The organism is Martinezella sp. CNPSo 3957 (genome assembly GCF_057784395.1).
In genome coordinates this window covers 764,668-790,960 of the sequence record NZ_JBXSOU010000001.1, presented here as the reverse complement: position 1 = coordinate 790,960, position 26,293 = coordinate 764,668, and the positions used below count along the sequence as shown (strand labels likewise).

The following is a 26,293-nucleotide window of genomic DNA, read 5'->3' as shown; positions in this document are numbered from 1 at the left end:
CGTCGTCCGAAAGCTCCCGGGGTAAGAACGTGGCCGGTTTTCTCATCAAGCGATTGCTGCAGGCGATTTTCGTCGTGATCGCCATCACTCTTCTCGTCTCATTTGCCATCCGCCTCACCGGCGACCCTGCCGTGATGATGTTTCAGGGCGGCGGCAGCATGACGGAAGACGATCTTGCGCGTATCCGCACAGCCCTCGGCACGGATCAGCCCTTCCTCGTGCAGTATTTCAGCTTCCTGAAGGGACTGCTGACGCTCAATTTCGGCCGCAGCTTCACTGGCGGTACGCCAGTCTCGCAACTGATCGCCAATGCCTTGCCCGCCACGCTGCTGCTTGCTTTCATTTCCATGGTGGTCTCGATTGCGCTCTCCATCCCGCTCGGTATCAAGGCGGCGACGGCGCGTGGAAAGACGGCAGACCAGGTCATCCGCGTTCTCTCGCTGCTCGGCCTTTCCTTCCCAAATTTCTGGCTGGCACTGATGATGGTGCTGTTGTTTTCCATCACGCTCGGCTGGCTGCCGCCGAGCGGCATGGTCGGGATTTCGAGCTACGTCATGCCGGCAGTGACGATGGGCGTCATCCTGACGGCGACGAATGTTCGCCTGGTGCGCACCGCCATGCTGGAGACGCTGCAATCGCAATATATCATGGTCGCGCGGGCGAAGGGCCTCAGCGAGAGCAAGGTGCTCTACAAGCACGCACTGCGCAATTGCGCGATACCGCTCATCACCTATTTCGGCATCCAGTTCGGAGGCCTGCTCGGCGGCATCGTCGTCATCGAGCGTGTCTTCAACTGGCCCGGCCTCGGCACCCTCGCATTCGACGCCGTCGGCGCCCGCGACTACCCGGTCTTGCAGGGCGTGATCACCGTGCTGGCGCTATTCATCGTCGGCGTCAACCTCCTCGTCGATATCGCCTATGGCCTCGTCGATCCCCGCATTCGCACGGAGTAATGCTGATGGCCGCCACGATTTCACGCCGTTCGCGTTTCTACAGCTTCGAATTCATCGCTGGAGCCCTGATCACCGTCATCATCTGCCTCGCCGTGCTTCTCTCCGATGTGCTCTTTCCGGGCGGCGCCGAAAAAATCGATCTGATGGCAAGGCTTGCAAAACCCTTCGCCAGCCTCGCCCATCCCTTCGGCACAGACCCGCTCGGGCGCGATGTGCTGGCCCGCGTCGTCGCAGGTGGCAAGATATCGCTGACGGTCGGCCTCACCTCCGTGATCGGCGGCGTGGTGCTCGGCGTGCTGGTCGGCCTTGCCGCGGGTTACTATCGCGGCATCTGGGACATGCTGCTTATGCGCTTTGCCGATATTCAGCTCGCCATGCCCTTCATTCTGCTGGCAATTACCTTCATCGCCATCGTCGGCGGCAGTCTCACCAATACGATCATCCTCTTGATCGTCTCGCAATGGGTGCAATATGCACGCCTCGTGCGCGGTTCCGTGCTGAGCCTGCGCGAGCGGGAATTCATTCTCTCGGCACGCGCGATCGGCGTCAAAGACTGGCGCATTATCTTCCAGCATCTGCTGCCGAACCTCATCGGCCCGGTGATCGTGCTGATGACGCTGAACATTGCCAACAACATCCTTCTGGAAAGCAGCCTCACCTTCCTTGGCATGGGTGTCGACCCGACAATTCCGAGCTGGGGCGGCATGCTGGCCGATGGCCGCACCTATCTGCAGACGGCGTGGTGGGTGAGCCTCTTCCCTGGCCTTGCAATCCTTTTGACGGTGCTCGGTCTCAATCTCCTCGGCGATTGGCTGCGCGACAGCCTCGATCCGACCGGCAGAACGACAAGGTAAGACATCATGACTCTGATTTTCGAAAGAAGCTTCGAACGGACGCTTTCACAGCTCGTCGTGAATGCCAATGCCGGCCAGAATTTCGAGGCATGGACCTTCGATGACCGAGAAAGCCGCCAGCAGACCGAACGCATGCTCGCGGAAAAGGGCATAAAGGCCCGTATTCGCAGCGCCTACAAGCCGCTGGTCAATGCCTTCATCGAGGAAATCGACCTGCAGGATGTGAATGCGATCGAAATCCGCTATCCGGTTCATCCCAACGCACCGGAAAACCGCTTTCGCCTTGAAGCATATCCGCTCGCTGCAATGGTGGGAAATCGCGAGATCACCTTTGTCGCAAGAGCCGACAGCGACTTTCATTATGACGTTCTGCTGAAAGGCAATACCGGCCAGGGACGCCGATTGCAGGTGTTGGCGCCCAATCGCGTCCATATTGATGCCGCCGGCGAAACGAGCGTTTCCCCGACCGGTTGGCTCATGAGGAACGGCAATGCGACGGGCGAACGGCTCGCCACGGACTATGAACAGCTGTTCGAAGAGAGCATCAATGCGGTCACGCACTTCGACTGGGGCGCAAGCGAACCCTATTTCGAGGAACTGAACATTCGCGTTGCCCTGCCGGCGTTGGATGAGGCCTTGCCTATCGGCGACGAAGTCATGAGCCTTCGCGAGGCGCTGCATGAGGATTTCTATTTTTCCTTGCTCGAATTCTTCCAGAAAAAGTCAGGCCGCCCGCTCGGCGACCGCGGCTTGAAGCCGGGGCAGATCGTTCCGCAGATTCTGCCCTCCTCCGGCGATATTTTCGTCCGAGTGGAAACGCAGCCGCTGACGTCTCGCTATTGGGATGGAGCCGAACAGCAGATCGAGACAGCAACAGAACCTCTGGCCGTGCAGCAGATCGAGGCCGAGCTTGACAAGATTGGCGGCGAAGCATTTGAGGCCCTTACTCGCTCCGGCCGCACCGTCAGAGCCCGCTATATCAAGGGCCGCGATGCAGCCGTGATGATCAGCGGCGGACAGCACGCCAACGAGACGACCGGCGGCGCGGGAGCTCTGCGTGCCGCGCGTCGGCTTGCCAAGCTCGAAGGCGCGCATTTCACTATTTCGCCCCTCGAAAATCCCGACGGTTACGCCCTTCATCAGCGCCTGCGCAACGACAGCCCGCGGCACATGTATCATGCCGCCCGCTACACCGCGCTCGGCGACGATCTCGAATATCGGACCGAAGAGACTGCAGGCTCATATCTCTTTGAAAAGAAAATCCGCTTCCAGGCGGAAAAGCTGAGCGGCGCACGGCTGCACATCAACCTACATGGCTATCCCGCGCATGAGTGGACGCGCCCGCTCTCCGGCTATGTCCCGCGCAATTTCGCCATGTGGACACTGCCCAAGGGCTTTTTCCTGATTGCTCGCTATCATTCCGGCTGGGCCGCTCAGGCGGAGCGGCTTCTCGACAAGGTCACCCGGCACCTCGGCGCCATACCGGGTCTACTGGATTACAACGACCGTCAGATCGCACTCTACGAAATCCATGCCGGCGAAACAGGCTTCAGCATCATCAACGGCTTCCCCTGCCTCGCCAATATCGATGATCGCCATACGGTGCCTATGACCTTGATCACCGAATATCCGGACGAGACCATTTATGGCGACGCATTCATCGCCGGCCATACCGCGCAGATGGAAACAGTGCTTTCCGCCTATAGCGCCTGGCAGGAAATCATGGCTTCGAGCTAGGCCGTACGCGTCAAACCGAGCATATCGAGAAGCGCGGTCATGGCGCTCGTCGTATAGGCGTCCGATCGGCGTATGAAGAGCGTATCCACCAGCGACCGTTCCGGCGAGAGCTCGTGGATTGCAACCCTGCCCTCCCGGACAGCGGCAGCGACGACGCCTCTCGGCAGAAGAGTGATGCCGACGCCGGCCGCTACGCAGCTTATGATCGTGTCGAGAGAACCGAATTCCAGCGGCTTCGACGTGACGATACCCATATCGGCAAGAAGCGACTCCAGCCGCTGCCGATAAGAACATCCGATCTGGAAGACGATAGTCTTCAGATCGACAATGCCGGCCAGATCTTCCACTCCACGAATGGCAGGCGTCGTAACGAGAACAAGCTCTTCCTGAAAGATCACCTCGTGATCGAGATCGGGGTGGTTGACGGGACCCGCCACGAAGGCCCCCTCGACCCGGCATGAAACGACATCGTCGATCAGCCGGCGGGTCGTGCCTGTTGTCACGACAAGACGCACCTGCGGATAGGTCTTGGCAAATTGGCCCAAAAGCGGTGACAATCGCAACGCCGTGGTTGTTTCCAGGCTGCCGAGTGAAAGCGTCCCGCCCGGCTCGCCATCATCCTTGGCGGCGGTGCGGGCATCGGCCAGAAGCCTGGTGATGCGACCGACAAATGGCAGAATTCGTTGTCCTGCCGGCGTGGTCGACACGCCTCTTGCATGCCGCTGGAACAGGCTGACGCCCAGCTCTTCTTCCAGTGCCCGGATCCGCGCCGTCACATTCGATTGAACAGTGTGCAGCTCCTGCGCCGCCCGGTTCATGCTGCCATGCCGCGATACCGCTTCGAATACCCTAAGATCGGATACGTCCATCTTCGTCTTATCTCCAATAGAGATAACTGCTCTCATAATAATTCAGTTTTTATGATATAATACGCGGCGTACTCTCTCAAGCACAGATCGCTGAGAGAGTTCCCATGACCGACACCGCCGCGCATGAAACTGACCGGAACCATCAGAATGCCCGGATGGCATGGCGTGCCATCCTGTCGGCATTCTGCGCTTGCCTGATCGGCATTGGCCTTGCCCGCTTCGCCTATACGCCGCTTCTGCCTGCTATCGTCGATGCCCACTGGTTCGAAGCCCCGGCAGCCGCCTATCTCGGTGCCGCAAATCTTTCCGGTTATCTGGTCGGCGCATTGCTCGGGCGAACGATCGCCGCACGTGCTTCCACCGTCCTGACGGTCAGGGTCATGATGCTTGCCGCAACGGCAGCCTTCTTTGCCTGCGCCTTTCCCATCAGCTTTCTATGGTTCTTCGCATGGCGTTTCGCAGCCGGCCTTGCCGGTGGCGCCCTGATGGTACTCGCGGCGCCGACCGTCCTGCCACTGATCGCACCGTCTCGCCGAGGGCTTGCTAGCGGTATAATCTTTATGGGCATCGGCGCTGGCGTCGCACTATCGGGCACATTGGTTCCCCTGCTGCTGCAACAGGGGCTGGGCGAGACATGGCTTGGCCTCGGCGCCCTATCGCTACTGCTCACGACCATTGCCTGGGCCGGATGGCCGCGTGATGTCGTCGGCCACACCGCCACAAGCCATAATCCCATGCGTGTCCCGAAACGCTGGACGCTGCGTGCGCTCTACATCGAATATGCGCTGAATGCCGCCGGCTGGGTTCCGCACATGATCTTCCTCGTGGATTTCGTTGCCCGCGGATTGGGAGAGGGCTTGCAGGTCGGCGCGGAATACTGGGTGCTGTTTGGCCTCGGCGCCACCATCGGCCCGATCCTTGCCGGTCATCTGGCTGATCGCACCGGTTTTGCCGCAGCGCTGCGGTTCGCCTTTCTTCTCGAGGCAGTCGCAGTCGCCATTCCCGCCTCTGACCTCGGGCAGGCGTGGCTCGTCGCCTCGAGCCTGATCGTCGGCGCCTTCGTAACCGGCACGGTTCCCTTGATGCTCGGCAGGATCTCAGAACTACTGCCACACCATCAGGCGCAACAGAAAGTCGCCTGGAGCCTGGCAACCGTATTCTTCGCCCTGTTTCAGGCGGCAGCCGCCTACGGACTTTCCTTCGTCTTTGCCCGAACCGGCGGAAACTACGGCATGCTCTTCTTGATCGGGGCCGGTGCCATGGTTCTTGCCCTGGCGATCGACCTCTCCATCGCAGTGTTTATCCGCTCGGAAGCACGCCCAGGATCATGATTCATAACAGCAGGAGAATTGGACATGGCAGAACTTTTGACTGAGATTACCGGCAGCGAAAACATGTTTGGCGAAGGCGACGCACTCGATGCCCTTATCGGCTTCTATCGCGCCTTCAATGCCGGCGACCTGGAAGCACTCGCTGCCAACTGGGCCGATGGCGACAAGCCAAGCATGGACAATCCGATCGGAGGCATCCGGCGCGGATGGCCGTCGATCCGTGAGGGCTATGCGAAGCTGTTTGGTGGAAAGGCGAAAGTCCAGGTCGCATTCCACGATTTTACCAGCCAGGGCGGCGATGACTGGCACCTGTTCGTCGGGCGTGAGAGGGGAAGTTGCGTCACGGCCGGCAGGAGTATCGAGCTTCGCATTCGAACGACACGCTGGTTCACCCGGATCGACGGCGTCTGGCGTCAGCTTCACCATCACGGCTCCATCGAGGAACCTGCCCTGCTTGCTGCCTATCAGGAAATCATCTTCGGCGCACCATTGGAGCAACCGACGTAGATGTTGTCACGAGACTTTGGCCCTCTGCGCGCTACCTTGCCCACATGGCGCCAAAGTTTCACGCGAGTTGGGATTCATGAGGCATTTTCTGCTGTTGCTCGCCGGCCTGTCCATTATCTGCCTGGGGTCATTTGCACCGCCGGCATATGCCGAGGGATTCGTTCGCGCCGATCATCAGCGGATCGTCGACGGCAAGGGCAATCCGCTGATCCTGCGCGGTATCGGCCTCGGCGGCTGGATGGTGCAGGAAGGCTACATGATGGGCCTTGCCAATCTCAAGGCGCAGCACATCATTCGCCGCCGCATTTCCGAAATCATCGGCGAGAAAAGGACCGAGCAATTCTATCGATCCTGGCTCGATAATGCCGTGACGAAAGCCGATATCGACGCGATGGCCAAATGGGGCTTCAACAGTGTGCGCCTGCCAATGCACTGGAACCTGTTCATCGAGGACAAGCACGGCAGGAACACGTCCAAGAACATTGTCTGGAACGAAGAGGGCTTTCGGCGGATCGATCTTCTGATTCGCTGGCTGAAAGCCAAGGACATGTACTTGATCCTCGACCTGCATGCGGCACCTGGCGGCCAGGGTCACGACATCGCCATTTCCGATCGCAATCCGAACAAGCCGTCGCTCTGGCACAGCGATGAGAACCAGGCAATGATGATCGCGCTGTGGAGCGAGATCGCGCGCCGCTACAAGGACGAACCGACAATCGCGGGTTACGATCTCCTCAATGAGCCGAACTGGGGCTTTCAGGACAAGAAGGACAAAGGCGGCTGCCGCGAGACCGAAAACCGGCCACTGCGTGACATCTATCAGAGCACCATCCGCGCCATCCGCGCGATCGACACCAACCACATGCTTATTATCGAGGGCAATTGCTGGGGCAACAATTATGCCGGCGTGCTGCCGATCGATGACCGCAACACGACGCTCAGCTTTCACAAATACTGGACACCGACGACGCAGGAATCGATCGAGCCTTTCCTGAAGCTGCGCGAACAATATGACATGCCGCTATGGAATGGCGAATCCGGCGAAAACAATACTGAATGGTATGCCCGCGCCGCCGCATTGCAGGAAAAAAACGGCATCGGCTGGTCATGGTGGCCACTGAAGAAAATGGGCGCTGGCAATCCGCTGGAGATCAAGACGAATGCAAATTATCGCCGCCTGATTGCCTATCTCAACGGCGAGGGCAAGAAACCTTCCGCCAGGAGCGCCTTTTCCGGATTGATGCAGCTTGCGACAGACAGCCGCTATGACAGGAATATCCATCATCAAGCCGTGGTCGACGCCTTGATGGGACCATCACGCAAGTCAGGCAAGGCCGAATAGGATCAATGCCATTCTTTCGCGCGACGCACTCTAGGTCTCCCGGACCCGCTATCCCATCGCATGTCTTATGGTCTTCGAGAGACGCAAAAGGAACCGAGGCCTCGATGAGGCAACGAGCTTCCATGACAGAATAGTCCTTGCCATATCCCTGGGCAGGACACCGACGGAAAGAAACCATCCGGCCAGCATCAGCCGGCGCTTTCGCGACGCATTCATCTTGAGACTGGCAGCCGCGCCGGCCGCGGCTAGGGAGAGTCTGGAATCATTCGCGACAGGATGCTGGTCCCTGTCGATGCAAAGTGATGCCAGCCGCTCTTCCAGATGCACGGGATCGTGGAGGCCGGCATTGTCACGCATGTTCAGTCCGATCTCGCTTGCCCGATCCGACAGGGCCTCCAGCCGGCGGAAATCATGTTTTATCCGCCAGCGCGCGCGCTGTCCGAGCTTTTCGGCGAAGACAGAATGATTTGCACCATGAATACGATAGGCACCGAGGCAATCTTCGATGGAGGTTACCTCACCATGAAGCGGCGCAACCGTGGCAAGATATCCATCCGCTCCCTGCCGAAACTCCGGCTCGGGCACCGGCATGACCTTGTCCAGCACCGAACGCTTGAATGCCAAACCGCTGGTGACCGTCGTCTGATAGCGGCCTTTCCGCAGTAGTTCCGGAGTGACGTCGCCGGAATCGAAGGGCAATTCGACAGGCGGGAATACATCCTTCACCTGCATTTGCTCGTCAACGATATGCAGTCTGAACTGCACCTGTGCTGTCCTGTCCTCCCAGGCTTCGACAACTTCCGATACTGCATTCGGATAAAGATAATCATCTGCATCGAGAAACAGCACGATCTCGCCGTGGCTGGATGCGAAGCCTGTGTTGAACGCGGCAGCATGTCCACCGTTCACCTCACGCAGACATGTCTTTATTCGAGAGCCATAGGAGGCAATGACATCAGCGGTCGCATCGGTCGATGCATCATCGACGACGATGACCTCAGCATCGTCGTAATCCTGCTCCAAGGCGCTGTCGATACTACGCCTCAGAAAGTGCCCGTAGTTATAGTTCGCAATGACGATGGAAACGGGAACGCGGTCTTGGATGGAATGCATCGCATTGAACCTCGCAGATTTGCTTTGGTTGCGGCGAACCTTCTCACTCAGGTCCTTTGGATGAGCACGCTGCAAACAGGGATATGCGGTGATGCAGGCTGATGCCTCACGAACATATCAAGCAACGGCTATTGGATCATACCGATCCATCTTGCCGTTCCAAGCCTCACCAGTTTTATGGCTTTTGAATGACCGCCACACATGATGGAAATTTCATCGATCCACTCATGCGATAAAGACCGAAGTGCCAGCTATGCCTATCGCGATCCGAGTATTCTTTCTTGTCCGTGAAACGGCATCTGCAACATAGATGCTGCGTCTCACCTCAACTGACGCATAATCCTCCATGCAGAAGGAAGACAAAATGAAGCCCGCACGAGGCGGGCTTCTTCAACTTTATTCTGCTGCGCCGGCAGCCTTCGTCCTGCGAGTGCGCTTCGGCTTTGCCGCTTCTGCGGCAGCCGGTGCGGGAGCTGCCACAGCAGCCTTTGCCCGGGTAGCTCTCGTCGACGTCTTGGCGGCAGCGGGCTTGGCGGCAGCCGGTTTTGCCGCTGCGGGCTTTGCCTTGGCTTTCGCTTTGGACGTTGTTGCCTTGCCTCCCGTCTTTGCCGCGTTCAGGAGTGCGACACGACGCTGGCGGTTCTGCTCGAGAGCCTGCTGGAAACCAGCATCGTGTTCCGCATGATAGGCGAGATCATCGAGAAACTCAGCCACGTCCTTGATGGTATCGACGACGACATAGCTCAAGCCGCGGCCGGCATTGATCGAGTCACGACCGACCGTTACACCATATCCGCCTGGAACGCGCTGGAACCAGGTGGAGCGCCACTTCCTGAAACCAGCCGCGTCGCGCTCGTACTCCTCCAGATATGCCTTCTGCTCCGCTACTCTGGCACGAAATGTATCAACCACGTTCCGCGCACCAGCCTTCGGCTTGTCAGCCTTTTTGGAAGTCCATTTCTCAAGAAAGTTTGCCATTGATCCGATCTCTTCAGGTTAGCGTTCCTTGTCACGCCGCCATCGCTTCAAAAAGCTGACGGAGCTCCTCCACAGGGATGCCCGCATATATGTAAAGGATAGATGTATAATGGCAACATAATCCGTTATTATCGCGGGGAAAATCGCCATTTCGGCCGTTCTATTGCCGCCTTTTCGACCCCGAAGCGCAAATTTCTTATCTTTTCCTTCGCTGAGACAGGCCACTCTCGTTCCGATCTGGAACTTCGACACCCTCGTGCTGCTGCGCATACTCGCTTCGAAGTAACCCGCGACAGTATAAAACTTGTGCCGTATCGACAATTTATTGATAGCAGCTAGCGCTGACCGCTATTTTGTTGTCCGGCAAATTCATAGGTGTTCATCGATGCGACCACCTTCGTCAGGTCGCCATGCCGATCGAACAAGAACTTTGTTGCAGCATCTTGATCGAAGCTATCATGTCCGTATGCCGCATCTTCAATGCGAATATGATTGAGCAGACGTTCTGGAAACAATCGACGAAGACGTCATGGACGCGAGTACCGGCAGCGCCGTCGCGCTGCCTCAATGAAGGCTACGCGCACGGCCTCAGCGGTCGGCGGGAAGACGCGGCGATAAAGGACCGGACCGCGAAAGGGGGTTCGCCCCTCGTAAACGGAACGCTCTCACGGCCGGTCCCACATCCCCGCAGGCCAGGCCCGCAAGAGGCGGCGCTTTTGCGCGCCCATTGCGGCAATATATTGGCTAAAACTAAAAAACGGCAGCCTAACAAAATTGCTTCCCATCGTCATCTCGCGCAGAGATGGTAAACTCAGGAGCCCTCACCGCACATCGCCATCTTTCTACGGGCAAGACACTTCCATGATGACAGCAAAATCAATCCAGCGCTCTTCCATCGAGACGGCGCGCCTCCGCTTGCGCCCTACGTCGGCCATCGACGCTACACGCGCATTCGAAATCCAGAGCGACTGGGCCGTGACACGTATGCTGAGCAACGCCTCATACCCTCCGGACGAAAGCGATATCAGAAATTGGTTTTCCAGCCATGAGCGCGAATGGGCAGAAGGCTCCGCTTATCGTTTCGCCATCGAACAAAAGGAAAGAATGATCGGCATCGTCGACGTCGATGGCATTACCGGGAGTGAGGGCAGCCTTGGCTATTGGCTGGAAAGGCAAGCCTGGGGAAAGGGCTATGCCTTCGAGGCAGCGCGAGCACTGATCGGCTTTGCCTTCCAAACGATCGGCTTGTCCAGGCTCGAATCCGGTCACGCATCCGACAACCCCGCCTCGGGACGGGTGCTGACCAAACTAGGCTTCCGCCAAGCCAGCTACAGGGAGCTCTTTTCGCGGGCACGTCGCGAAATCATCGTCCAGTGCTGCTATATGCTTGAGCGTTAGGTACCGCGATCCATAGAAGACGCAGCGCCGCATCTTCATGCGGCAGTAGTCGTTGGTCGTTTATGACTGACGCCCCTCGGCTGGCTTCTGCTCAGGCGAGTGTTTTGGCGGAACATTGCCGTTCTGCTCGGCACGATCGCGATGCAGAGCCGCGCGGGCGAGCAGCATGAAGGTGATCGGCGTCGTCACCGTGATGAAAACACCGATCAGCAGTTCATGAATGACGAGGGACCGCGTCGCGGTCGAAAAGAAGATCATCGACGCGATCATGATCGCGCCGATGCCGCCGCTCGTTCCCAATGTCGGCGCGTGAATGCGCTCGTAGAATGTTCCAAGCCTTAAGAACCCGATGGCGCCGACGAGCGCCAGGAAAGCGCCGATCACGAGAAGGCCGCCGACGGGGATCGCGGCCCACAGAGGTATGTTTTCAAATGGCGCGCTCATTCGATCACCTCCCCGCGCATCAGGAATTTCGCCAAGGCAACCGTTGCGACAAAGCCCAGCATGCCGATGACGAGTGCCGCCTCGAAATAGACGACGCGGCCGGTTCCAATGCCGAAAGTCAACAGGAGCAGCATGGCGTTCACATAAAGCGTGTCGAGTGCAATGATGCGATCCTGCGCGCGCGGTCCTCGGAACATACGAATGGAGGCGATCGCCATTGCCGCGACGATCATCAGCTGCGCGGCCGCCACGGATATCTGGATGATCATGGCGCTCATGCAAATATCTCCATCAGCAGACTCTCGTAGCGATTGGCGACCGTATCGCGCCATTGCGCCTCGTTTTCGAGATCGAGGACATGCAGCAGCACAGTGTTGTCGTTAGAATCATATTCCAGCCACGCGGATCCCGGCGTGCTGGTCAGGATAACCGCAAGCAGCGCCAGCGGGATCTGGTCCCGCACCCTGAGCTCAAGAACCACAAAACCCGGCGTCGTCTTGCGCGAGCGCCCTCTCAGGATGATCCAGGCCACCTGTCCATTCGATTTCACCACATCGAAAACGACCCGGAAGAAGAGTTTGGGCAGCAGATACCATTTCCGGAGCCGCGGCTTTTCAGGCCGTAGCGATGCCATCCCCCAGGAGGCAAAGACCGCGACGATGATGCCGAGGATAAGCTGACCGAGCGTGAAGCCGTTCAGCAGCAGCCACATCAGGATCAGGCTCAGCGCGAGGAACGGATAAGGCAGCATCACAGGCCTCCCGTCTTTGCCGGCGCGACCACGGCATTGCGGACCGCATCGACATAGAGATTGGGATCGCTGAGCGTGCGGATGGTCGCATCCATGTACTGCATGACGGGGCCGGCCCAGATGGTCAATGCAAGAGTCAAGGCGAGCAGGCCCATGACCGGGAATATCTCGATGACAAGCACGCGGGGAACCGTGCCCTCCAGCGAACTCCAGAACGTGCGTATGCCGGCCCGCGTCATGGCGATCAAAGCGGCAATGCCGGAGAGAATGACCAGCAGGATCAACGCCCATACCGCAGTGCTCGGCGGAATGCCGATCGCGCCGGTCCCCATCATGGCCGAGAGCATGGCGAACTTGGAGACGAAGCCGGAAAGCGGCGGCAGGCCGGCCAACAGGATGCCGCAGGCGGCAAAGCAGATGCCGAGCATAGCCATCGTGCCCGGCATCGTCACGCCATCGCCTTCTGCCGGCTCCTTCTCCTCGGCATCGCCATAGGCCTCCATCGTGACCGCGAGAACGCTGGCACCCGCGTCTTGTCCGCGCTCCACGAGTTCGATCAGCATGAAGAATGCGCTGATCGTCAGCGTCGAGCTGACGAGATACATCAGCGCGCCGGACGAGATCGAACCATCATTGATACCGATCACCATCAGCAGCGTACCGGAGGAGACCAGCACCGAGAAGCCGGCCAGCCGGCCAAGTGCCTGCGACGCCAGCACACCGACCGTTCCGAAGATCAGGGTTGCCATCCCGCCATAGAGAAGCACGGTCGCGCCGAAGCCGGCGGACGGGCCGGCGCTGAACAGGAGCATGGTCAGCCGTAGGATGACATAGATGCCAAGCTTGCTGAGGATCGCGAATATGCCGGCAACCGGCGCCGACGCCGCGCTATAGGCCGTCGGCAGCCAGAAGCAGAGCGGCCACATGCCGGCCTTGATGAGGAATGCGATGCCGAGCACGCCGGCGCCAGCCTGCATCAACATGCGGCGATCTGCCGACATTTCCGGGATGCGCATGGCAAGATCCGCCATGTTCAGCGTTCCCGCCGTGCCATAGATCAGGCTGACGCCGATAAGGAAGAGCAGCGCGGCTGCGAGATTGACGGCAATGTAATGCATGCCCGCCTTGACGCGCAGCGGCCCAGAGCCATGCAGCAGAAGGCCGTAGGACGCAGCCAGCATGACCTCAAAGAAGACGAAGAGATTGAAGAGATCACCCGTCAGGAAAGCACCGTTGACCCCCATCAGCAGCAACTGGAACATGGTGTGGAAATGCGCACCGACCGCATGCCAACGCGCCAACGAAAATATCAATGCGGCGGCGGCGACAATGGATGTCAGCAGAAGCATGAGTGCCGACAAACCATCGAGCACAAGCACGGTACCAAAGGGCGCGCTCCAGTTTCCCAGCAGATAGGCACGTTCCTGACCAGGCGATCCACCTTCTGCACCGAAGAGCGCAAGTGCAATGCCCACCAGCAACAGCGTTGCAACGAGGCTGATGAGCGCCTTGAGCGCGCGCGAACGCTCATCGATGAAGACAAGCAACGCACCAGCGACAAGGGGAATTAGGATCGGGGCGATGATAAGATGATGCAACCAACCCGTCATTTGCGGTCACTCCTGCCATCGACATGGTCCGTACCGGTCAGGCCGCGCGAGGCAAGCAATACGACCAGGAACAGAGCCGTTGTGGCAAAACCGATAACGATCGCAGTCAGCACCAGAGCCTGCGGTACCGGATCTGCCAAGGCGTGCGTTGCCGTGCCATCGCCAAGCAGCGGCGGCACATTCGTTTTCACACCGCCGACGCCGAAGATGAAGAGATTGACCGCATAGGAGAGCAAGGACAGGCCGATGATGACCTGATAGGTGCGCGGGCGCAGGATCAGCCAGACCCCGCAAGCCGTCATTACACCGATTGCAATGGACAAGATGAGTTCCATCAGTCCCCCTTTGCCTTGTCGGCGTCGAGCGCACGCAGGCGGTTTATACGGATCGACTGGTGCGCAAGCGCGACGAGGATCAGAACAGTGGAGCCGACAACCAATAGGAAAACGCCGAGATCGAAGAGCAGCGCGCTTGCCGCCGGAACCTTACCGAGCAACGGCAGGTCCAGATACTGGAAATGAGAGGTGAGGAATGGATAGCCGAAGAACCAGGCGCCGATGCCCGTCGCCGTCGCGATCAGAAGCCCGGCCCCCATCCACCGCAGCGGCAGGATGCGGATGCGATCCTCCGCCCAACGCGTACCGCCGGCAAGATATTGCAGCAGGAAGGCGATCGAGAGTGTGAGGCCGGCCGAGAAGCCGCCGCCCGGCGCGTCGTGCCCCCGCATGAAGATATAGACCGAAAGGGCGATCACGAAGGGGAACATCCATTGCATGATGACGGATGGCACGAGCAGATAGTCGCGCACGGTATCGCCGGCCGAGCGCTCCGGCCGTTCCTCGTCGAAACGGTTCTGTATCCGCTGCTGTTCCGGCATTTCCATGCTGTCGGGCGCCGGGCGGAAACGACGCAGCAACGCATAGACGGTCAAGGCGACGACACCGAGGACGGCGATTTCGCCAAGCGTATCGAAGCCACGGAAATCGACCAGGATGACGTTGACGACATTGCGGCCGCCGCCCTTCGAATAGGCGTTTTCCAGGAAGTAATTCGCGATGGCGTCAGGCACCGGCATGGTCATGACGGCATAGGAAATGAACATCATGCCGACGCCGCAGATGACGGCGAGCGCCAGATCGCGGAAGCGTCGGAAACGGGCGCGCAAATTTACCGTATCGTCAATCCCTTCCGTTCGCTTCGGCAGCCAGCGCAAGCCCAGCAGGATGAGCACCGTCGTGACGATCTCGACGAGAAGCTGGGTAATCGCAAGATCCGGTGCCGACAGCCAGATGAACGTCATGCAGACGATCAATCCGACCCCGCCCAGCATCACGAGCGCGACAAGCCGGTGATATTTTGCAAAGAAGGCAGTGCCGATCGCCAGGCAAATCCCGATCGCCCAAATGGAGGCAAAGACCGGATCGGCGCCTGAAAAGGCAAAATGCTTCGCCTCGAAGCCCGACAGATAGAGCGGCAGCAGGCCGGCTGCAAACCCTGTCACAACGACCCAGCGAAGCTGCGGCTGCAGCTTGCGCGTGCCGATCCGCTTTTCAGCTATTCGCGCCCAGTGCCAGGAAACCTCGACCAGCACCCGCTCGAAGATGCGCTGCCCCTTCAGGCGGCGAAAGAGGGGCGGACCGTCGTCACATCGCGAAAAATAGTCCTTGAAGGCGAAATAGAACACCGTCCCGCCGACCAATGCGACAATGCTCATGATAACAGGCAGATTGAAGCCGTGCCAGAGCGAGAGGCTGTATTGCGGCGTATCGGCGTTGAGAACGCTGACGACAGCCGCATGCAGGAAAGGCGCCACCGAAAGCGCCGGAACGATGCCGACGACCAAGCATACCACGACCAGAAGCTCGATAGGGAAGCGCATCCAGCGCGGCGGCTCATGCGGCTTGGCGATCGGCAGATCGGTCGGCGCCGGCCCGAAAAACACCGTCTGAATGAAGCGCAGCGAATAGGCGACGCTGAAGGCGCTTGCGAGCGTCGCCACATAGGGAAGCATACGATCGAGGATGGAATCCGCATGGGTTTCGATCGCTTCGGCGAAGAACATTTCCTTGGATAGAAAGCCATTGAGCAGCGGCACGCCGGCCATGGCGGCACTCGCGACGATCGCAAGCGCCCCGGTGAACGGCATATAGCGGAACAGGCCACTCAAACGGCGCATATCACGCGTGCCGGTCTCGTGATCGATGATGCCGGCCGCCATGAACAGCGACGCCTTGAAGGTCGCGTGGTTCAGCATGTGGAAGATGGCAGCAACCGTCGCAAGTGGGCTGCCGAGGCTGAGCAAGGTGGTGATGAGACCAAGATGACTGATCGTCGAATAGGCCAGCAACCCTTTGAGATCCTGCTGGAACATCGCGAAATAGGCGCCGAGCAGCAGCGTGATGATACCGGCGGCCCCGACGATGTAGAACCACTCATTCGTACCGGAGAGAACCGGCCAGAAGCGCGCCAGCAAGAAGACACCGGCCTTCACCAGCGTGGCGGAATGCAGATAGGCGGAGACGGGCGTCGGCGCCGCCATCGCATTCGGAAGCCAGAAATGGAAGGGAAACTGCGCACTCTTCGTCAGCGCGCCGAGCAGGATGAGGATCAGCGCGGGCAGATAGAGCGGATGATTGCGGATGATATCGCCCGATGCCAGGATCTTATCCAGATCATAGCTCCCGACGATATGGCCGAGCAGGATCAGCCCGACCAGCAGGCAGAACCCGCCAATCCCGGTGATCGTCAGCGCCATGCGGGCACCATCGCGCGCCGCGGCGGTATTGTGCCAATAGCTGATCAGCAGGAAGGAGAAGATGCTGGTCAGCTCCCAGAATATCGAGAGCAGGATGACATTGCCCGACAGCACAATGCCGAGCATCGCGCCCATGAAGGCAAGCAGGAAAGAGAAGAAGCGCGGAACCGGGTCCTCCTCCGACATGTAGTAACGAGCATAGACAATGACAAGAAAACCGATGGCGGTGATGACAAGCGAAAACAGCCACGCAAAACCATCCAGCCTGAGACTGAAATCAAGCCCCAACTGCGGCAGCCATTCTATGCTGTAACGGACAACGCCGCCGTTTTTGACGGCAGGATAGAAGCTTGCGGAAATCAACAGCGCCAGAAATGTAACGATGCCGGCAATCCAGGCCGGGCCACGCCGTGACTGCGTGCGCAAGAGGCATACGGAAAGAAGACTTCCGATAAACGGCAGAGCCAAAAGTGCTAAAATAAAAATAGGCCCGCTCGTTATCCCAAAACGTTGCTCCTTCGCTTGGCCGGATCATGCCAGTCGGCAAAACCCCTGGAAATCCGCTATATTATGCCCTATATGATAGATATCGCCCAATATGGGCAGCTTGAAACCCTGCGTCAAGGTAAGATGGCGATGATTTTGACACCAGCGCTCTGCCGGGCGGCCCGCGGCTTCCTCGATTGGACGCAGATGGACCTTGCCGACCGTTCGGGCGTGTCGCGTAGCACGATCCGCGATTACGAGGGCAATCGCCATAGCCTGCATCGGGCGACGGAAGCGCAACTGCGACTGGCGCTCGAGACCGGAGGCATCGCCTTCTTCCGGATCCAGGGGCACGAGATCGGCATCTGTACCAAGGCTCTCGCCACGGAAGGCCAAGCGCCGTCCCATACCGAGAGCTGCGAGATCCTGTCTACCGCCGGCGACAGGGGCCAAATCCTCCCTCCGAAGGCAGACCGATAGGATCGGCGACCGGCACTAGCACGAGCAAAGCGCCGGGCGGCAGGCCTGTTCTATATGACGCAACGGACAACCCATTTAGCCGCCTTGGGAAGCCTTGCCGGCTGTCGATCCGACTCTGCTCGCAAGAAGGTGAATGAATAGGCCCTCAAATCAGCCACATTCGCGCCGATCACCGCATCCGCGCCGTACCCCAGGACGACCGGAGAAACATATGTCCATCACTAACGAAGCATCAACCGCGGTTCCAACAGCCCGCTACCGGCCATCGCAACGGCTCCTGCATTGGCTAATGGCTGTCATCATCATTTCCGCGCTCCTCATCGGTCTCTATTGTTCTTATCTCACACCCGGCACGCCTCTGCGCCGCGCCCTCCTCGATGTACATAAATCGCTCGGCATGACGGCGCTTGTCCTCATCGCCATCCGACTGCCGCTGAGACTTTCGTTTGGCGAACCCGCCCATCGGCGTCCGCTGGACGTCTTCAACCACTACGCGGCGCGCGGCGCGCATATCCTGCTGTACGCCCTGATGATCTTGATGCCGCTTGCCGGCTACACCACCTCCGCTGCTGGGGGGCATGATCTGCCATGGTTCGGTCTCTTCCAATGGCCCAACCTGCTGTCGCCCGATAGGGGCTTGGAAAGAATCGCCGCTCAGATCCACGAATACGGTGCTTACTGCCTCTATGTTCTTGTCAGCCTGCATATACTGGCAGCCCTCTGGCACCATTTCATTCGAAGGGATGAGGTGTTGCAGAGAATGCTTGGATTTTGACGTATCGATAGTGTCGATATCCATTGTCTCGACCACGGTGGGCGGCGGCAGCCGTTTTGGGTGGGAGATTTGGCACAGCATTCTCAAATCTGTCATATCGTGTCACTAGAAGCACGTGCTGGAAATCAGCCGCCACATGGCTGCGATTCCCGCCCTCGTCACGTTGCGAAACAGGCCGCCCATGCACCACAATTCTCCCATTCTCATCGAGGGCGCCACCGTTGTCTTCGGCGACCGTCTGCAACCAGCATCGATACGGATCGAAGAGGGACGTATCACTGATATCGACGGTGCGCGCGACGGAGCCGCCGTTATCGACGGGCGCGGTCATCTTCTCGGGCCAGCTTTCGTGGATGTCCACGGCGACGCTTTCGAGCGACAGCTCATGCCGCGTCCGGGCACGATGTTGCCTGTTGCGCCGGCGCTGCTCGAAACGGATCGACAGCTTGCTGCCAATGGCATTGCCACAGCCTTCCACGCACTGACGTTGAGTTGGGAGCCGGGGCTGCGTTCGGTCGACAACGGCCGCGCGGTGGTTTCCTCCCTCGATACGCTGGCTTCCAGGTTGATGGTCGACAACCGGGTCCAATTGCGCTGGGAAACATTTTGTTTTGAGGCGATCGATCTTATTCGCGATGCGTTATCAGGTCCTCGCCGGCCCTCCATTGCCTTCAACGATCACACATCGATGCTGCTGCTTGATCCCTCGATATCGCTGCAGGAACGGCCGTTCGATCTCGACCCGAATTTCCCAGCTCTCGATCCGGGCTCACCGGTTTTTGCGGACAAGATGGCCGAACGGGCGAGGAGAGCGAAGCTGCCTGTCTCAGACATGATCGCCATGGCACGCGCCATGTGGGAGCGCCGGCCGCAAGTGCTGGCGGCTATCAACGAGGTCTCAGCGCTTGGCAAGGCTGCCGGCGCTCCGATGCTTTCACATGACGACAGCCAGATTGAGACGCGTGATTTCTATCGCGCACGCGGCGCACGTATCTGCGAATTCCCCATGAACCGCCGCGTGGCGCGTGCCGCCCGAGACGCGGGTGATTTTATTGTCTTCGGCGCGCCGAATGCGACGCGCGGTGGCAGTCATCTCGCCTCGATCGGGGCCGCCGACATGATCCGCGAGGGCCTCTGCGATATCCTTGCCTCGGATTATTATTATCCCGCCATGCTGCTCGGACTCGCGCGCCTGAAGGCGGATGGCGTGGGATCGCTGCAAGATCTGTGGCCGCTGGTCTCCGGCAATCCCGCACGCGCATCGGGCCTTCACGATCGCGGTACGATCAAGGTGGGCAGCCGAGCCGACCTCATCCTGGTCGAATGGCCCGAGGGCGATGTACCCGTCGTCCGGCGCACCTGGGTCGCCGGCCGCGAGGCCTATCGAACCATTGCCGCTGGGCACTAGCGGCGCATCAAAGCACGGCGTCACAGGCCGTATTTTGTGGTCCGGGATGGTCCCATTCATTGCAGGAGGGAGGCTAAACCGACACCGATCATGCAAGTCAGCAATCCCGCGCAGATGAAAAAAAGCGCCAGAGGCGTGTATCTGGACATGCGGCCTCCCTTCAACATGACTCCAGGGATCGTCGTACAATGAAATTCGCCCTTTCTGGGCACGACACGAAGCACCGCGCTGCGCGCTCGCCAGGACCCAGCAAAGCTTGTCACATAAGTCTACGCAGACGTGGGCCACTGGTTCCGAAAAATATCGAGGTGTTCGCGCAAATGGATCCCGGCCGAAAGCCTGCCCGTGGCCGAAGACCTCGAATTATCTGAGCCGCTATTGCTTATGGAGGCGCTGTGCTGAACACCGGTAAGGCAGCGCCAAACGCGGCTCTCTCCCTTAAAAGAGACGCTATATCCATCAAAGCATCGGCAGCGGTTGCTCCCACCGATTGCGGAAAATCGCGATCTATTTGGATCCAAGATCAATCAGCAGTGGCTGGATTGTGCAAAGTTTGAGTTGACCGTTTCCAATGGTGAGGCGACACTTCCAACCTGGAGCGAGACAGGAGGAATAATGATGCACGAGCCAGATCGCTGGCGCCAAATGGCAAGCGCGCCGAAAGACGGCAGCAGAATTCTCGTTACGATCCGGCCCTCCGAGCAAGGGCCGGCAGAAGTCGACCTTGCCTATTGGTCGAGTGGGGACCGCTTCGGGTCGGAAGGGTGGCGCGCTTCCGATTCTGCGCCGGGGTGTATCATCGAATATGCCGAGCCGGAATTGAAGTGCTGGATGCCGCTTCCCTCGGCCAATCTCAATCGGACCTCGATGCCCTCCCCCTGGGAGGGCGACGACGCTGAACAGCTTGACGGAGCAGGAATTTAACAGCTCCAGCCGGCAATCGAGGCGTTCGACAATAAAAACGGTATCTCTATAGATGCAGGGCGCCATCGGATGCCCAATTCAGCTCGCGCCATAGTCCTCCTGGCGATTTCTGCCGATCGGCTTGTCGGGATTTGCAGGCGCTTCCAAATCTGCCGCAATATCTTCATTATCGACTGTATCTAGCACCTGACTGTGAGACTTTCAGCCGTTTTGCCACAATTACGCCCGCCGTTTCCGGAATTGTCGGCGCAAGCTGCCCACCCTCGCGGGGCACAATTTCGGGAAATATGGTTGTGACATGAAGACTATGAGACTGATTCTTTTGCCCGCTGTGGCAGTGCTGATGACAAGCGTCGCCGCACATGCACAGGAATGGAGATACTTGCCGGATTATGGCGACGACTACGCTGCTCCACGGTATTTCCGTGAAGCGCCACCGCGCTATCGCGACGATCGGCGTCTCGACGATGGCTATTACTATCGCGGCGACGCCTATGACTATTATGATGACGAGGACGGCGACTTCCCGCCTCCTCCCCGGCGGCTACCGCGGCAGGCTTCGATCGATCCGCGCGAGACTTCCCCGCAGTTCAACCCGGGCATCAAGGATGACCAGCGTGCGGCCATGGCGCGATCACCGATCCCGCGCACGGTGGTCCCCTTCTCCGGCTACGAACCGGGCACGATCGTGATCTCCACGAAGGAAAAACGCCTCTATCTGGTTCAGGATGACGGAACCGCACTCAAATACGGCATCGGCGTCGGCAAGCAGGGGTTTTCCTGGAAGGGCACGGAAACGGTCAGCCGCAAGGCGGAGTGGCCGGATTGGACACCGCCTAAGGAAATGATCGCTCGTCGGCCGGAACTACCCGATCACATGGAGGGCGGTCTCAATAATCCCCTTGGGGCACGCGCGCTCTATCTCGGTTCCACCCTCTATCGCATCCATGGCACCAATGAGCCCAATTCGATCGGCAAGGCCGTATCTTCCGGCTGCATCCGCATGGCAAATCCGGATGTAATGGATCTTTACAGCCGGGTCAGCGTAGGAGCGAAGGTCGTGGTGCTCTGATTACGACCTCAACGATCGCCGATCTCTTCATCTCAACCCAAGGGAAACTGCGTAAACGACGGTATGGGAGAGTGCGGCGCCGAAGCGAGTTTCTCCGGCGCCGATCAGATTTGGTTCACGAAATCGCCGTCATTGGCACCGATGCGTCAGCTGAAGGCAAGTTCATCCGCCTCCCGCCATCTGCGCAGCAAAGAGAACAATTCTTCGCGATCCTTCTCGTCAAGGCGTGGCACGCCCGGAACGCGGACAGGGCCGACATCGAGGCCGGAATAGGTCACGGCCTCCTTGACGACGGTAACATTTGTTCCGTTGCGGAACTTGGTGCGCATGCGTTCGAAGGGCTCAAGCTTGTTGACGATGGCGCGGGCAGCGGCGAAATCGCCTTTCCCCAAGGCAGCATGAACGGCAAGCGACAGCTTCGGCGCAACATTGACGAGGCCTGAGGTGAAGCCTCTTGCGCCGGCCGCCGCAAATGTCGGAGCCCAGCTTTCGGCCAGGCCGCAGACGAAGAGCGCGCCTTTTGGGTCGGAACTCGCAATCGCTCGCGAAAGCAGCATCAGATCCGTCGTCGCAAACTTGATGCCGACAATGTTGCCGTGACCGGCCAGGCGGACCATGTCGTCGACGCTGAAGCCCTCGGCACGGACATAGGCGACGAGCGGCAGGGGCGAAGCTTCCGCAAGATCGCGAAAATAGTCGATCTGCGAGCCGGGCGCGGCGAAAGGATCCACCGGTTGATGGGACATGACGGCGGAGGCGCCGATCGAGGCAGCATCCTTCGCCATCTGGATCGCCTCGCGCAATGAACGGCCAATCGCCGCCGTCACCGGCGCCTTGCTGTCGACGCCCTTGATCGCAGCTTCGTGGACGCGGCGGATTTCCCCCGGCGTCAGCGCATAGAATTCGCCCGTATTGCCCGCTGCGACGATGTTATGAATCCCGGCAGCCGCTACCCGCTGATAGATCTGGGCGGTGACGCGCGGTTCCACCTCGCCACTTCCATCATAGGCCGTGACCGGAACACCGGAGACGCCGTTCAGCACCTGCCGCATGGTTTCAATGCTCATCTTCCTACCCTGACCCTTTATCATCCATCGAGACGCAAACGAGGAGACGTAAAGAAGCCATCACCTCGCCTTCACCTCATCCAATTCTCTATACGCCCTGGAACATGCGGGCGCGTGCATTCAAGATATGTCGCTTCATGGCATCGTGAGCCTCGGTCTCCTGCCGCTCGAAGATCGCCTGTACGATCGCCGCGTGCTCATCCTGAACGCTGCGGATCTGCTTCGGAGTACGCTTGAGGCTGAGGCTGCGGGTCACGGAATGACCGATGGCGAAATGCGGCCGGAACAATTCGCGGACAGTGACATGGAACTGGTTGTTGGTCGCGATCGCGATCGCATCGTGCAATTCCTGATCCTCTTCAGCGCCGAGCCGGTCCTCACGAAGACATTGCTCGATCTTCTGAAGCGCTAGTGTGATCCGCTCCTTGTCATCAGCCTGCCAGTTGCGCGCAGCAAGCTCGGCTGCCTCCGCCTCAAGTCCAGCGCGAAATTCGAAAAAGCGCTGGACGTCGGCCAGCGATCCTACAGGCACCATTTTCAGGACCGAGGAATCCGGCCTTTGCCTGACATAGGAACCCGACCCCTTGCTCGAAATGACCAAACCATCTGCACGCAGCCGCTCCAGAGCGTCGCGCACAACAGGCCGTGACGCGCCGAACATTTCCGCGAGCTTGGCTTCCGCAGGCAGGCGCTCGTTCACCGGAAAGGTTCCATCCGCAATCATCGCGACGATCCTCTCATAGATGATGTCGCCGAAGCGCGTCGCGCCCACACCGGAATCGTTGGCGACAGAGAGCTTCATCATCGTCCTTCATGAAGGCTGGCCAGCGACAGCCACAGCGCATTTCCTACGCGACAGAGCTACTAAATCTGTAAAAATCTGTCAACTCTTGTAATTATCTGGGAACATAATAAAGTTTCGACGCTGCGCCAGACAAGTGCATCAGACGGGTTGGAAGCCGGTCGCATCGACCTTGAGCAAAGCCCCACGGCGTGAGCAGACGCGTCGTCCTCGGCGGCATGGTGAGAATGGCGGCCCTGTCTCTGGCAGGCCGCGTCGCTGGAAGCTCGAATTTATCGAGGTACTGTAGAACCTCGCCGAGCGTTGGGACGTCAATGCCGACGCCTTCCAGGAACGGCCGTCAGGCCGCCCCTATCATCCGAAGAATGTTCTCAGATGAGCGCAATCATTTGACTCGGGCTGCGCCTGAGTTGCCGAGATCTTCCGGGCGTGGCGTGCGCGGCACCATGCGCCCCACCACTAGAACCAAAAGTGCCGCTGCCAGAAGGCAGGCCGCTAGGAAGAACATGGGCGCGATCGTGCTCCCCGTGGAATCCTTGATCCAGGGGACGACGTTCTGGGCGATAAAGCCGCCGAGATTGCCAACGGAGTTTATCGCGGCAAGACCCGCGGCAGCCCCTGCCCCCTGCAGGAAGCGCGACGGCAGGCTCCAGAACACCGGCTGCCCCGCAAAAATGCCGGCTGCCGCAATGGAGAGGAAAACAAACTGTAGTGTATGGTCCGGAATAACGGCTGATAAAACCAGGCTTGCGGCACCGATAAGCGCCGGAATGACGATATAGGGCGTCTTGGTCTCCGCCTTGTCCGCTGCCGCGGGCACGGCATAAAGAGCGATGGCGACGAGAATCCAAGGAATGATGTTCAGGAAGCCGTTGGTCGTGTTGCTGACGCCGAAATTCTTGACGATGGTCGGCAGCCAATAGCTGAGACCGTAAGCGGCGAGCGGGAAACCGATATAGCAAAGCGCCATCAGCAGTACACGCGGATTGATCAGCGCCTTGAAGCCATCGGCGGCGTTCTGCTCCATGCCCGAATTTTCCACCGCGAGCCGGTCCTTCAGCCATTTCTTTTCCGTATCGTCAAGAAACGGCGCCTTGGACGGCAGGTCCGGTAGATAAAACAGGGTGATGAAGCCGGCAAGGATGGCGGGAACACCCGTCACCAGGAAGACCCATTGCCAGCCGGCAATACCATAGAGCCCGTTCAAATCCAGCAGCACGCCGCCGAGCGGCGCACCGATCGCGTTGGCAAAGGCGCTGAAGATCATGAAAAGCCCGACCATCCTGCCGCGATAGGCAGACGGATACCAGAGGGTCAGCAGATAGAGAACGCCTGGAAAGAAGCCGGCTTCACAGGCGCCGAGCAGGAAACGGAGAATGTAGAACATGGTCGCATTCTGCGTATAGGCGAGCGCGACCGTGACTGCGCCCCAGGATATCAGAATGCGCGCAAACCACCTGCTGGCGCCGAATCTGTCGAGAAGCAGGTTGCTCGGCACCTCGAAGATGAAATAACCGATGAAGAACAGCGACGCGCCGAGACCATAGGCATATTCGCTCATGCCGAGATCGCCGACCATCTGCAGCTTTGCGTAACTGACGTTCTGGCGATCGATATAGGCGATCAGATAAAGGATCCCCAGGAAGGGCATAATCCTCCAGGTGATCTTGGATATAAGCTGCTTTTCATCAATCACGCCGCGTCCTCCCTGAGAGATGGTTCTGATCGATGTAGATAGCGCAACTCAGCGTTTATCAATGCGCTGAGACGTAAAGCTCGTTCGACTTCGTGACGGAAGACGAACGAGCTGGCACTTTCAAAGCGAAAATGCCAGTCAGCGTGTAGGCTGCGTTTCAGGCGACGCGTTCGAATTTCGTGCGAATATGCTCGATATAGTGCTGGCCGGGCGACGGCGCCTTTACCATGGCAATCGCTGCCTTTTGCGGAACGCCGGTGAATTGACGTTCCTCACCATTTTTAAAGCGAATATAAAGCCGTCCGTCATCCGGACGGAAATAGACTGATTTGATGATTTTTGACGAAACCGGAAGCTCTTGCATGGGTCACCTTACCTCTGCCGGCTTTGTCGCATGAAAAGCGAAATATTGGGTGAAGCGACCTAGTTAATCAAAGATAGAGTTGTATTGCTCGATTTTATCGATTGGGCTCAACACCTTACTGGCCCGGCGGCAAGGCACTCTCGGCATAAAGAGCTGCGAACTCGGCGCGTGGCGGTATCGGCTTGATGATGTCGATCAGGACGCCATTCGGATCGGACGTTATGAAATGTCGCTGACCGAAATCTTCGTCGCGGATCGCTAGCAAAATAGGCAATCCAGCTTCCCGTACGTGGTCGTAGACCATATCGACGTCTTCCACTTCGAAGTTGAGCAACAGCCCGGCTACCCGGCCACGCCCTTGCGACGGGATCGTCTCATGCCGGCCATCCAGAATGGCGAGATTGATACTGCTGTCTTCAGCCCATTGCAGATGGACATACCAATCGCTCGCGAAGTTTTCCCGAAACCCAAAATGCGCGATGTAGAAAGCGGCCGTCTCCTCCACCCGCTCGGTCATGATGACAGGATAATAGCTTGTCACCTTCATGCTTCACATCTCCCCAAAAAAGACATACAA

26 protein-coding genes and 1 pseudogene are annotated in these 26,293 nt (G+C 58.8%); 12 read left to right on the top strand and 15 right to left on the bottom strand.

Features of this window, described 5'->3' with window-relative positions; genetic code table 11:
- The first annotated feature begins 29 nt into the window (after window positions 1-29).
- From AC13QE_RS03680 to AC13QE_RS03670, 3 genes are read left to right on the top strand one after another with little or no spacing between them, the layout of a single operon-like run.
- The gene (locus AC13QE_RS03680; protein ID WP_488482620.1) at window positions 30-953 is read left to right on the top strand and encodes an ABC transporter permease; all 924 of its coding nucleotides are present in this window, start codon (window positions 30-32) and stop codon (window positions 951-953) included.
- A 5-nt stretch (window positions 954-958) separates the two neighbouring features.
- Window positions 959-1,807, top strand: coding sequence for an ABC transporter permease (locus AC13QE_RS03675; protein ID WP_132718011.1), 849 nt, complete (start codon window positions 959-961; stop codon window positions 1,805-1,807).
- Between the two features lie 6 nt (window positions 1,808-1,813).
- The gene (locus tag AC13QE_RS03670; protein WP_488482619.1) at window positions 1,814-3,544 is read left to right on the top strand and encodes a M14 family metallopeptidase; all 1,731 of its coding nucleotides are present in this window, start codon (window positions 1,814-1,816) and stop codon (window positions 3,542-3,544) included.
- Here the strand turns inward: AC13QE_RS03670 and AC13QE_RS03665 are convergent.
- Window positions 3,541-4,413: a LysR family transcriptional regulator gene (locus AC13QE_RS03665; RefSeq protein ID WP_132718009.1), complete on the bottom strand. Its 873-nt coding sequence runs from the start codon at window positions 4,411-4,413 to the stop codon at window positions 3,541-3,543. The genes AC13QE_RS03670 and AC13QE_RS03665 overlap by 4 nt on opposite strands.
- A 104-nt stretch (window positions 4,414-4,517) precedes the next feature.
- On the opposite strand from AC13QE_RS03665, the gene AC13QE_RS03660 reads away from it, so the two are divergent.
- The 3 genes from AC13QE_RS03660 to AC13QE_RS03650 all read left to right on the top strand — a co-directional run bounded on the left by AC13QE_RS03660 (window position 4,518) and on the right by AC13QE_RS03650 (window position 7,593).
- The gene (locus AC13QE_RS03660) at window positions 4,518-5,744 is read left to right on the top strand and encodes a YbfB/YjiJ family MFS transporter (RefSeq protein WP_488482618.1); all 1,227 of its coding nucleotides are present in this window, start codon (window positions 4,518-4,520) and stop codon (window positions 5,742-5,744) included.
- Window positions 5,745-5,768: 24 nt separating this feature from the next.
- On the top strand, window positions 5,769-6,251 hold the full coding sequence (locus AC13QE_RS03655; protein WP_488482617.1) for a YybH family protein: 483 nt from the start codon (window positions 5,769-5,771) through the stop codon (window positions 6,249-6,251).
- Between the two features lie 76 nt (window positions 6,252-6,327).
- Window positions 6,328-7,593, top strand: a complete 1,266-nt coding sequence (locus tag AC13QE_RS03650) for a glycoside hydrolase family 5 protein (RefSeq protein WP_488482616.1) — start codon at window positions 6,328-6,330, stop codon at window positions 7,591-7,593.
- Between the two features lie 48 nt (window positions 7,594-7,641).
- Here the strand turns inward: AC13QE_RS03650 and AC13QE_RS03645 are convergent, their stop codons facing one another.
- From AC13QE_RS03645 to AC13QE_RS03635, 3 genes are all read right to left on the bottom strand, one after another.
- Complete coding sequence (locus tag AC13QE_RS03645) at window positions 7,642-8,706, bottom strand: glycosyltransferase family 2 protein (protein ID WP_488482615.1); 1,065 nt, start codon at window positions 8,704-8,706, stop codon at window positions 7,642-7,644.
- Window positions 8,707-9,102: 396 nt separating this feature from the next.
- The gene (locus AC13QE_RS03640) at window positions 9,103-9,684 is read right to left on the bottom strand and encodes a hypothetical protein (RefSeq protein ID WP_488482614.1); all 582 of its coding nucleotides are present in this window, start codon (window positions 9,682-9,684) and stop codon (window positions 9,103-9,105) included.
- Between the two features lie 335 nt (window positions 9,685-10,019).
- Entirely contained in the window at window positions 10,020-10,199 is a 180-nt protein-coding gene (locus AC13QE_RS03635; protein ID WP_488482613.1) for a hypothetical protein, read from the bottom strand.
- A gap of 346 nt (window positions 10,200-10,545) precedes the next feature.
- Between AC13QE_RS03635 and AC13QE_RS03630 the strand changes: the two genes are divergently transcribed.
- Window positions 10,546-11,082 carry a GNAT family N-acetyltransferase gene (locus AC13QE_RS03630; RefSeq protein WP_488482612.1) on the top strand — a complete coding sequence of 179 codons (537 nt, stop codon included), beginning with the start codon at window positions 10,546-10,548 and terminating at the stop codon, window positions 11,080-11,082.
- A gap of 60 nt (window positions 11,083-11,142) precedes the next feature.
- On the opposite strand, the gene mnhG is transcribed toward AC13QE_RS03630, so the two are convergent.
- From mnhG to AC13QE_RS03600, 6 genes are read right to left on the bottom strand one after another with little or no spacing between them, the layout of a single operon-like run.
- Entirely contained in the window at window positions 11,143-11,526 is a 384-nt protein-coding gene (gene mnhG / locus AC13QE_RS03625) for a monovalent cation/H(+) antiporter subunit G (protein WP_488482611.1), read from the bottom strand.
- Window positions 11,523-11,804, bottom strand: coding sequence for a K+/H+ antiporter subunit F (locus tag AC13QE_RS03620; RefSeq protein ID WP_068393522.1), 282 nt, complete (start codon window positions 11,802-11,804; stop codon window positions 11,523-11,525). The genes mnhG and AC13QE_RS03620 overlap by 4 nt, the downstream gene beginning before the upstream one ends.
- Window positions 11,801-12,277 carry a Na+/H+ antiporter subunit E gene (locus AC13QE_RS03615; protein WP_488482610.1) on the bottom strand — a complete coding sequence of 159 codons (477 nt, stop codon included), beginning with the start codon at window positions 12,275-12,277 and terminating at the stop codon, window positions 11,801-11,803. Before AC13QE_RS03615 ends, AC13QE_RS03620 begins: the two co-directional genes overlap by 4 nt.
- Entirely contained in the window at window positions 12,277-13,887 is a 1,611-nt protein-coding gene (locus AC13QE_RS03610; protein WP_488482609.1) for a monovalent cation/H+ antiporter subunit D, read from the bottom strand. Before AC13QE_RS03610 ends, AC13QE_RS03615 begins: the two co-directional genes overlap by 1 nt.
- A complete protein-coding gene (locus AC13QE_RS03605) occupies window positions 13,884-14,222 on the bottom strand; it encodes a Na+/H+ antiporter subunit C (RefSeq protein WP_015342763.1) in 339 nt (112 codons plus the stop codon). The genes AC13QE_RS03610 and AC13QE_RS03605 overlap by 4 nt, the downstream gene beginning before the upstream one ends.
- Window positions 14,222-17,143 carry a monovalent cation/H+ antiporter subunit A gene (locus AC13QE_RS03600; RefSeq protein ID WP_488482871.1) on the bottom strand — a complete coding sequence of 974 codons (2,922 nt, stop codon included), beginning with the start codon at window positions 17,141-17,143 and terminating at the stop codon, window positions 14,222-14,224. Before AC13QE_RS03600 ends, AC13QE_RS03605 begins: the two co-directional genes overlap by 1 nt.
- Before the next feature lie 69 nt (window positions 17,144-17,212).
- Between AC13QE_RS03600 and AC13QE_RS03595 the strand changes: the two are divergent.
- From AC13QE_RS03595 to AC13QE_RS03575, 5 genes and pseudogenes are all read left to right on the top strand, one after another.
- Window positions 17,213-17,497: pseudogene (locus AC13QE_RS03595) on the top strand (helix-turn-helix transcriptional regulator); the annotation flags it as partial.
- 322 nt (window positions 17,498-17,819) lie between these two features.
- Window positions 17,820-18,383: a cytochrome b gene (locus tag AC13QE_RS03590; RefSeq protein WP_488482608.1), complete on the top strand. Its 564-nt coding sequence runs from the start codon at window positions 17,820-17,822 to the stop codon at window positions 18,381-18,383.
- A 136-nt stretch (window positions 18,384-18,519) separates the two neighbouring features.
- Window positions 18,520-19,791, top strand: a complete 1,272-nt coding sequence (locus AC13QE_RS03585) for an alpha-D-ribose 1-methylphosphonate 5-triphosphate diphosphatase (protein WP_488482607.1) — start codon at window positions 18,520-18,522, stop codon at window positions 19,789-19,791.
- 618 nt (window positions 19,792-20,409) lie between these two features.
- Complete coding sequence (locus AC13QE_RS03580; protein WP_015342758.1) at window positions 20,410-20,715, top strand: hypothetical protein; 306 nt, start codon at window positions 20,410-20,412, stop codon at window positions 20,713-20,715.
- A gap of 298 nt (window positions 20,716-21,013) precedes the next feature.
- Window positions 21,014-21,787, top strand: a complete 774-nt coding sequence (locus AC13QE_RS03575; RefSeq protein WP_488482606.1) for a L,D-transpeptidase — start codon at window positions 21,014-21,016, stop codon at window positions 21,785-21,787.
- 146 nt (window positions 21,788-21,933) lie between these two features.
- On the opposite strand, the gene AC13QE_RS03570 is transcribed toward AC13QE_RS03575, so the two are convergent.
- The 5 genes from AC13QE_RS03570 to AC13QE_RS03550 form a co-directional block, all read right to left on the bottom strand.
- Window positions 21,934-22,854: a dihydrodipicolinate synthase family protein gene (locus AC13QE_RS03570; protein WP_488482605.1), complete on the bottom strand. Its 921-nt coding sequence runs from the start codon at window positions 22,852-22,854 to the stop codon at window positions 21,934-21,936.
- Between the two features lie 88 nt (window positions 22,855-22,942).
- Window positions 22,943-23,656 (bottom strand): FadR/GntR family transcriptional regulator, encoded by a 714-nt coding sequence (locus AC13QE_RS03565; RefSeq protein WP_488482870.1) that lies wholly within the window; start codon window positions 23,654-23,656, stop codon window positions 22,943-22,945.
- Between the two features lie 385 nt (window positions 23,657-24,041).
- Window positions 24,042-25,352 (bottom strand): MFS transporter, encoded by a 1,311-nt coding sequence (locus AC13QE_RS03560; protein ID WP_488482604.1) that lies wholly within the window; start codon window positions 25,350-25,352, stop codon window positions 24,042-24,044.
- 157 nt (window positions 25,353-25,509) lie between these two features.
- A complete protein-coding gene (locus AC13QE_RS03555) occupies window positions 25,510-25,716 on the bottom strand; it encodes a KTSC domain-containing protein (protein WP_015342748.1) in 207 nt (68 codons plus the stop codon).
- A 115-nt stretch (window positions 25,717-25,831) separates the two neighbouring features.
- On the bottom strand, window positions 25,832-26,263 hold the full coding sequence (locus AC13QE_RS03550) for a VOC family protein (RefSeq protein WP_488482603.1): 432 nt from the start codon (window positions 26,261-26,263) through the stop codon (window positions 25,832-25,834).
- Window positions 26,264-26,293 lie beyond the last annotated feature (30 nt).

Bases quoted from the DNA above. Each gene is read 5' to 3' on its own strand.
- AC13QE_RS03675 (WP_132718011.1), top strand. From the start codon at position 959: ATGGCCGCCACGATTTCACGCCGTTCGCGTTTCTACAGCTTCGAATTC.
- AC13QE_RS03670 (WP_488482619.1), top strand. From the start codon at position 1,814: ATGACTCTGATTTTCGAAAGAAGCTTCGAACGGACGCTTTCACAGCTC.
- AC13QE_RS03665 (WP_132718009.1), bottom strand. From the start codon at position 4,413: ATGGACGTATCCGATCTTAGGGTATTCGAAGCGGTATCGCGGCATGGC.
- AC13QE_RS03660 (WP_488482618.1), top strand. From the start codon at position 4,518: ATGACCGACACCGCCGCGCATGAAACTGACCGGAACCATCAGAATGCC.
- AC13QE_RS03655 (WP_488482617.1), top strand. From the start codon at position 5,769: ATGGCAGAACTTTTGACTGAGATTACCGGCAGCGAAAACATGTTTGGC.
- AC13QE_RS03650 (WP_488482616.1), top strand. From the start codon at position 6,328: ATGAGGCATTTTCTGCTGTTGCTCGCCGGCCTGTCCATTATCTGCCTG.
- AC13QE_RS03645 (WP_488482615.1), bottom strand. From the start codon at position 8,706: ATGCATTCCATCCAAGACCGCGTTCCCGTTTCCATCGTCATTGCGAAC.
- AC13QE_RS03640 (WP_488482614.1), bottom strand. From the start codon at position 9,684: ATGGCAAACTTTCTTGAGAAATGGACTTCCAAAAAGGCTGACAAGCCG.
- AC13QE_RS03630 (WP_488482612.1), top strand. From the start codon at position 10,546: ATGATGACAGCAAAATCAATCCAGCGCTCTTCCATCGAGACGGCGCGC.
- mnhG (WP_488482611.1), bottom strand. From the start codon at position 11,526: ATGAGCGCGCCATTTGAAAACATACCTCTGTGGGCCGCGATCCCCGTC.
- AC13QE_RS03620 (WP_068393522.1), bottom strand. From the start codon at position 11,804: ATGAGCGCCATGATCATCCAGATATCCGTGGCGGCCGCGCAGCTGATG.
- AC13QE_RS03615 (WP_488482610.1), bottom strand. From the start codon at position 12,277: ATGCTGCCTTATCCGTTCCTCGCGCTGAGCCTGATCCTGATGTGGCTG.
- AC13QE_RS03610 (WP_488482609.1), bottom strand. From the start codon at position 13,887: ATGACGGGTTGGTTGCATCATCTTATCATCGCCCCGATCCTAATTCCC.
- AC13QE_RS03605 (WP_015342763.1), bottom strand. From the start codon at position 14,222: ATGGAACTCATCTTGTCCATTGCAATCGGTGTAATGACGGCTTGCGGG.
- AC13QE_RS03590 (WP_488482608.1), top strand. From the start codon at position 17,820: ATGTCCATCACTAACGAAGCATCAACCGCGGTTCCAACAGCCCGCTAC.
- AC13QE_RS03585 (WP_488482607.1), top strand. From the start codon at position 18,520: ATGGCTGCGATTCCCGCCCTCGTCACGTTGCGAAACAGGCCGCCCATG.
- AC13QE_RS03580 (WP_015342758.1), top strand. From the start codon at position 20,410: ATGCACGAGCCAGATCGCTGGCGCCAAATGGCAAGCGCGCCGAAAGAC.
- AC13QE_RS03575 (WP_488482606.1), top strand. From the start codon at position 21,014: ATGAAGACTATGAGACTGATTCTTTTGCCCGCTGTGGCAGTGCTGATG.
- AC13QE_RS03570 (WP_488482605.1), bottom strand. From the start codon at position 22,854: ATGAGCATTGAAACCATGCGGCAGGTGCTGAACGGCGTCTCCGGTGTT.
- AC13QE_RS03565 (WP_488482870.1), bottom strand. From the start codon at position 23,656: ATGAAGCTCTCTGTCGCCAACGATTCCGGTGTGGGCGCGACGCGCTTC.
- AC13QE_RS03555 (WP_015342748.1), bottom strand. From the start codon at position 25,716: ATGCAAGAGCTTCCGGTTTCGTCAAAAATCATCAAATCAGTCTATTTC.
- AC13QE_RS03550 (WP_488482603.1), bottom strand. From the start codon at position 26,263: ATGAAGGTGACAAGCTATTATCCTGTCATCATGACCGAGCGGGTGGAG.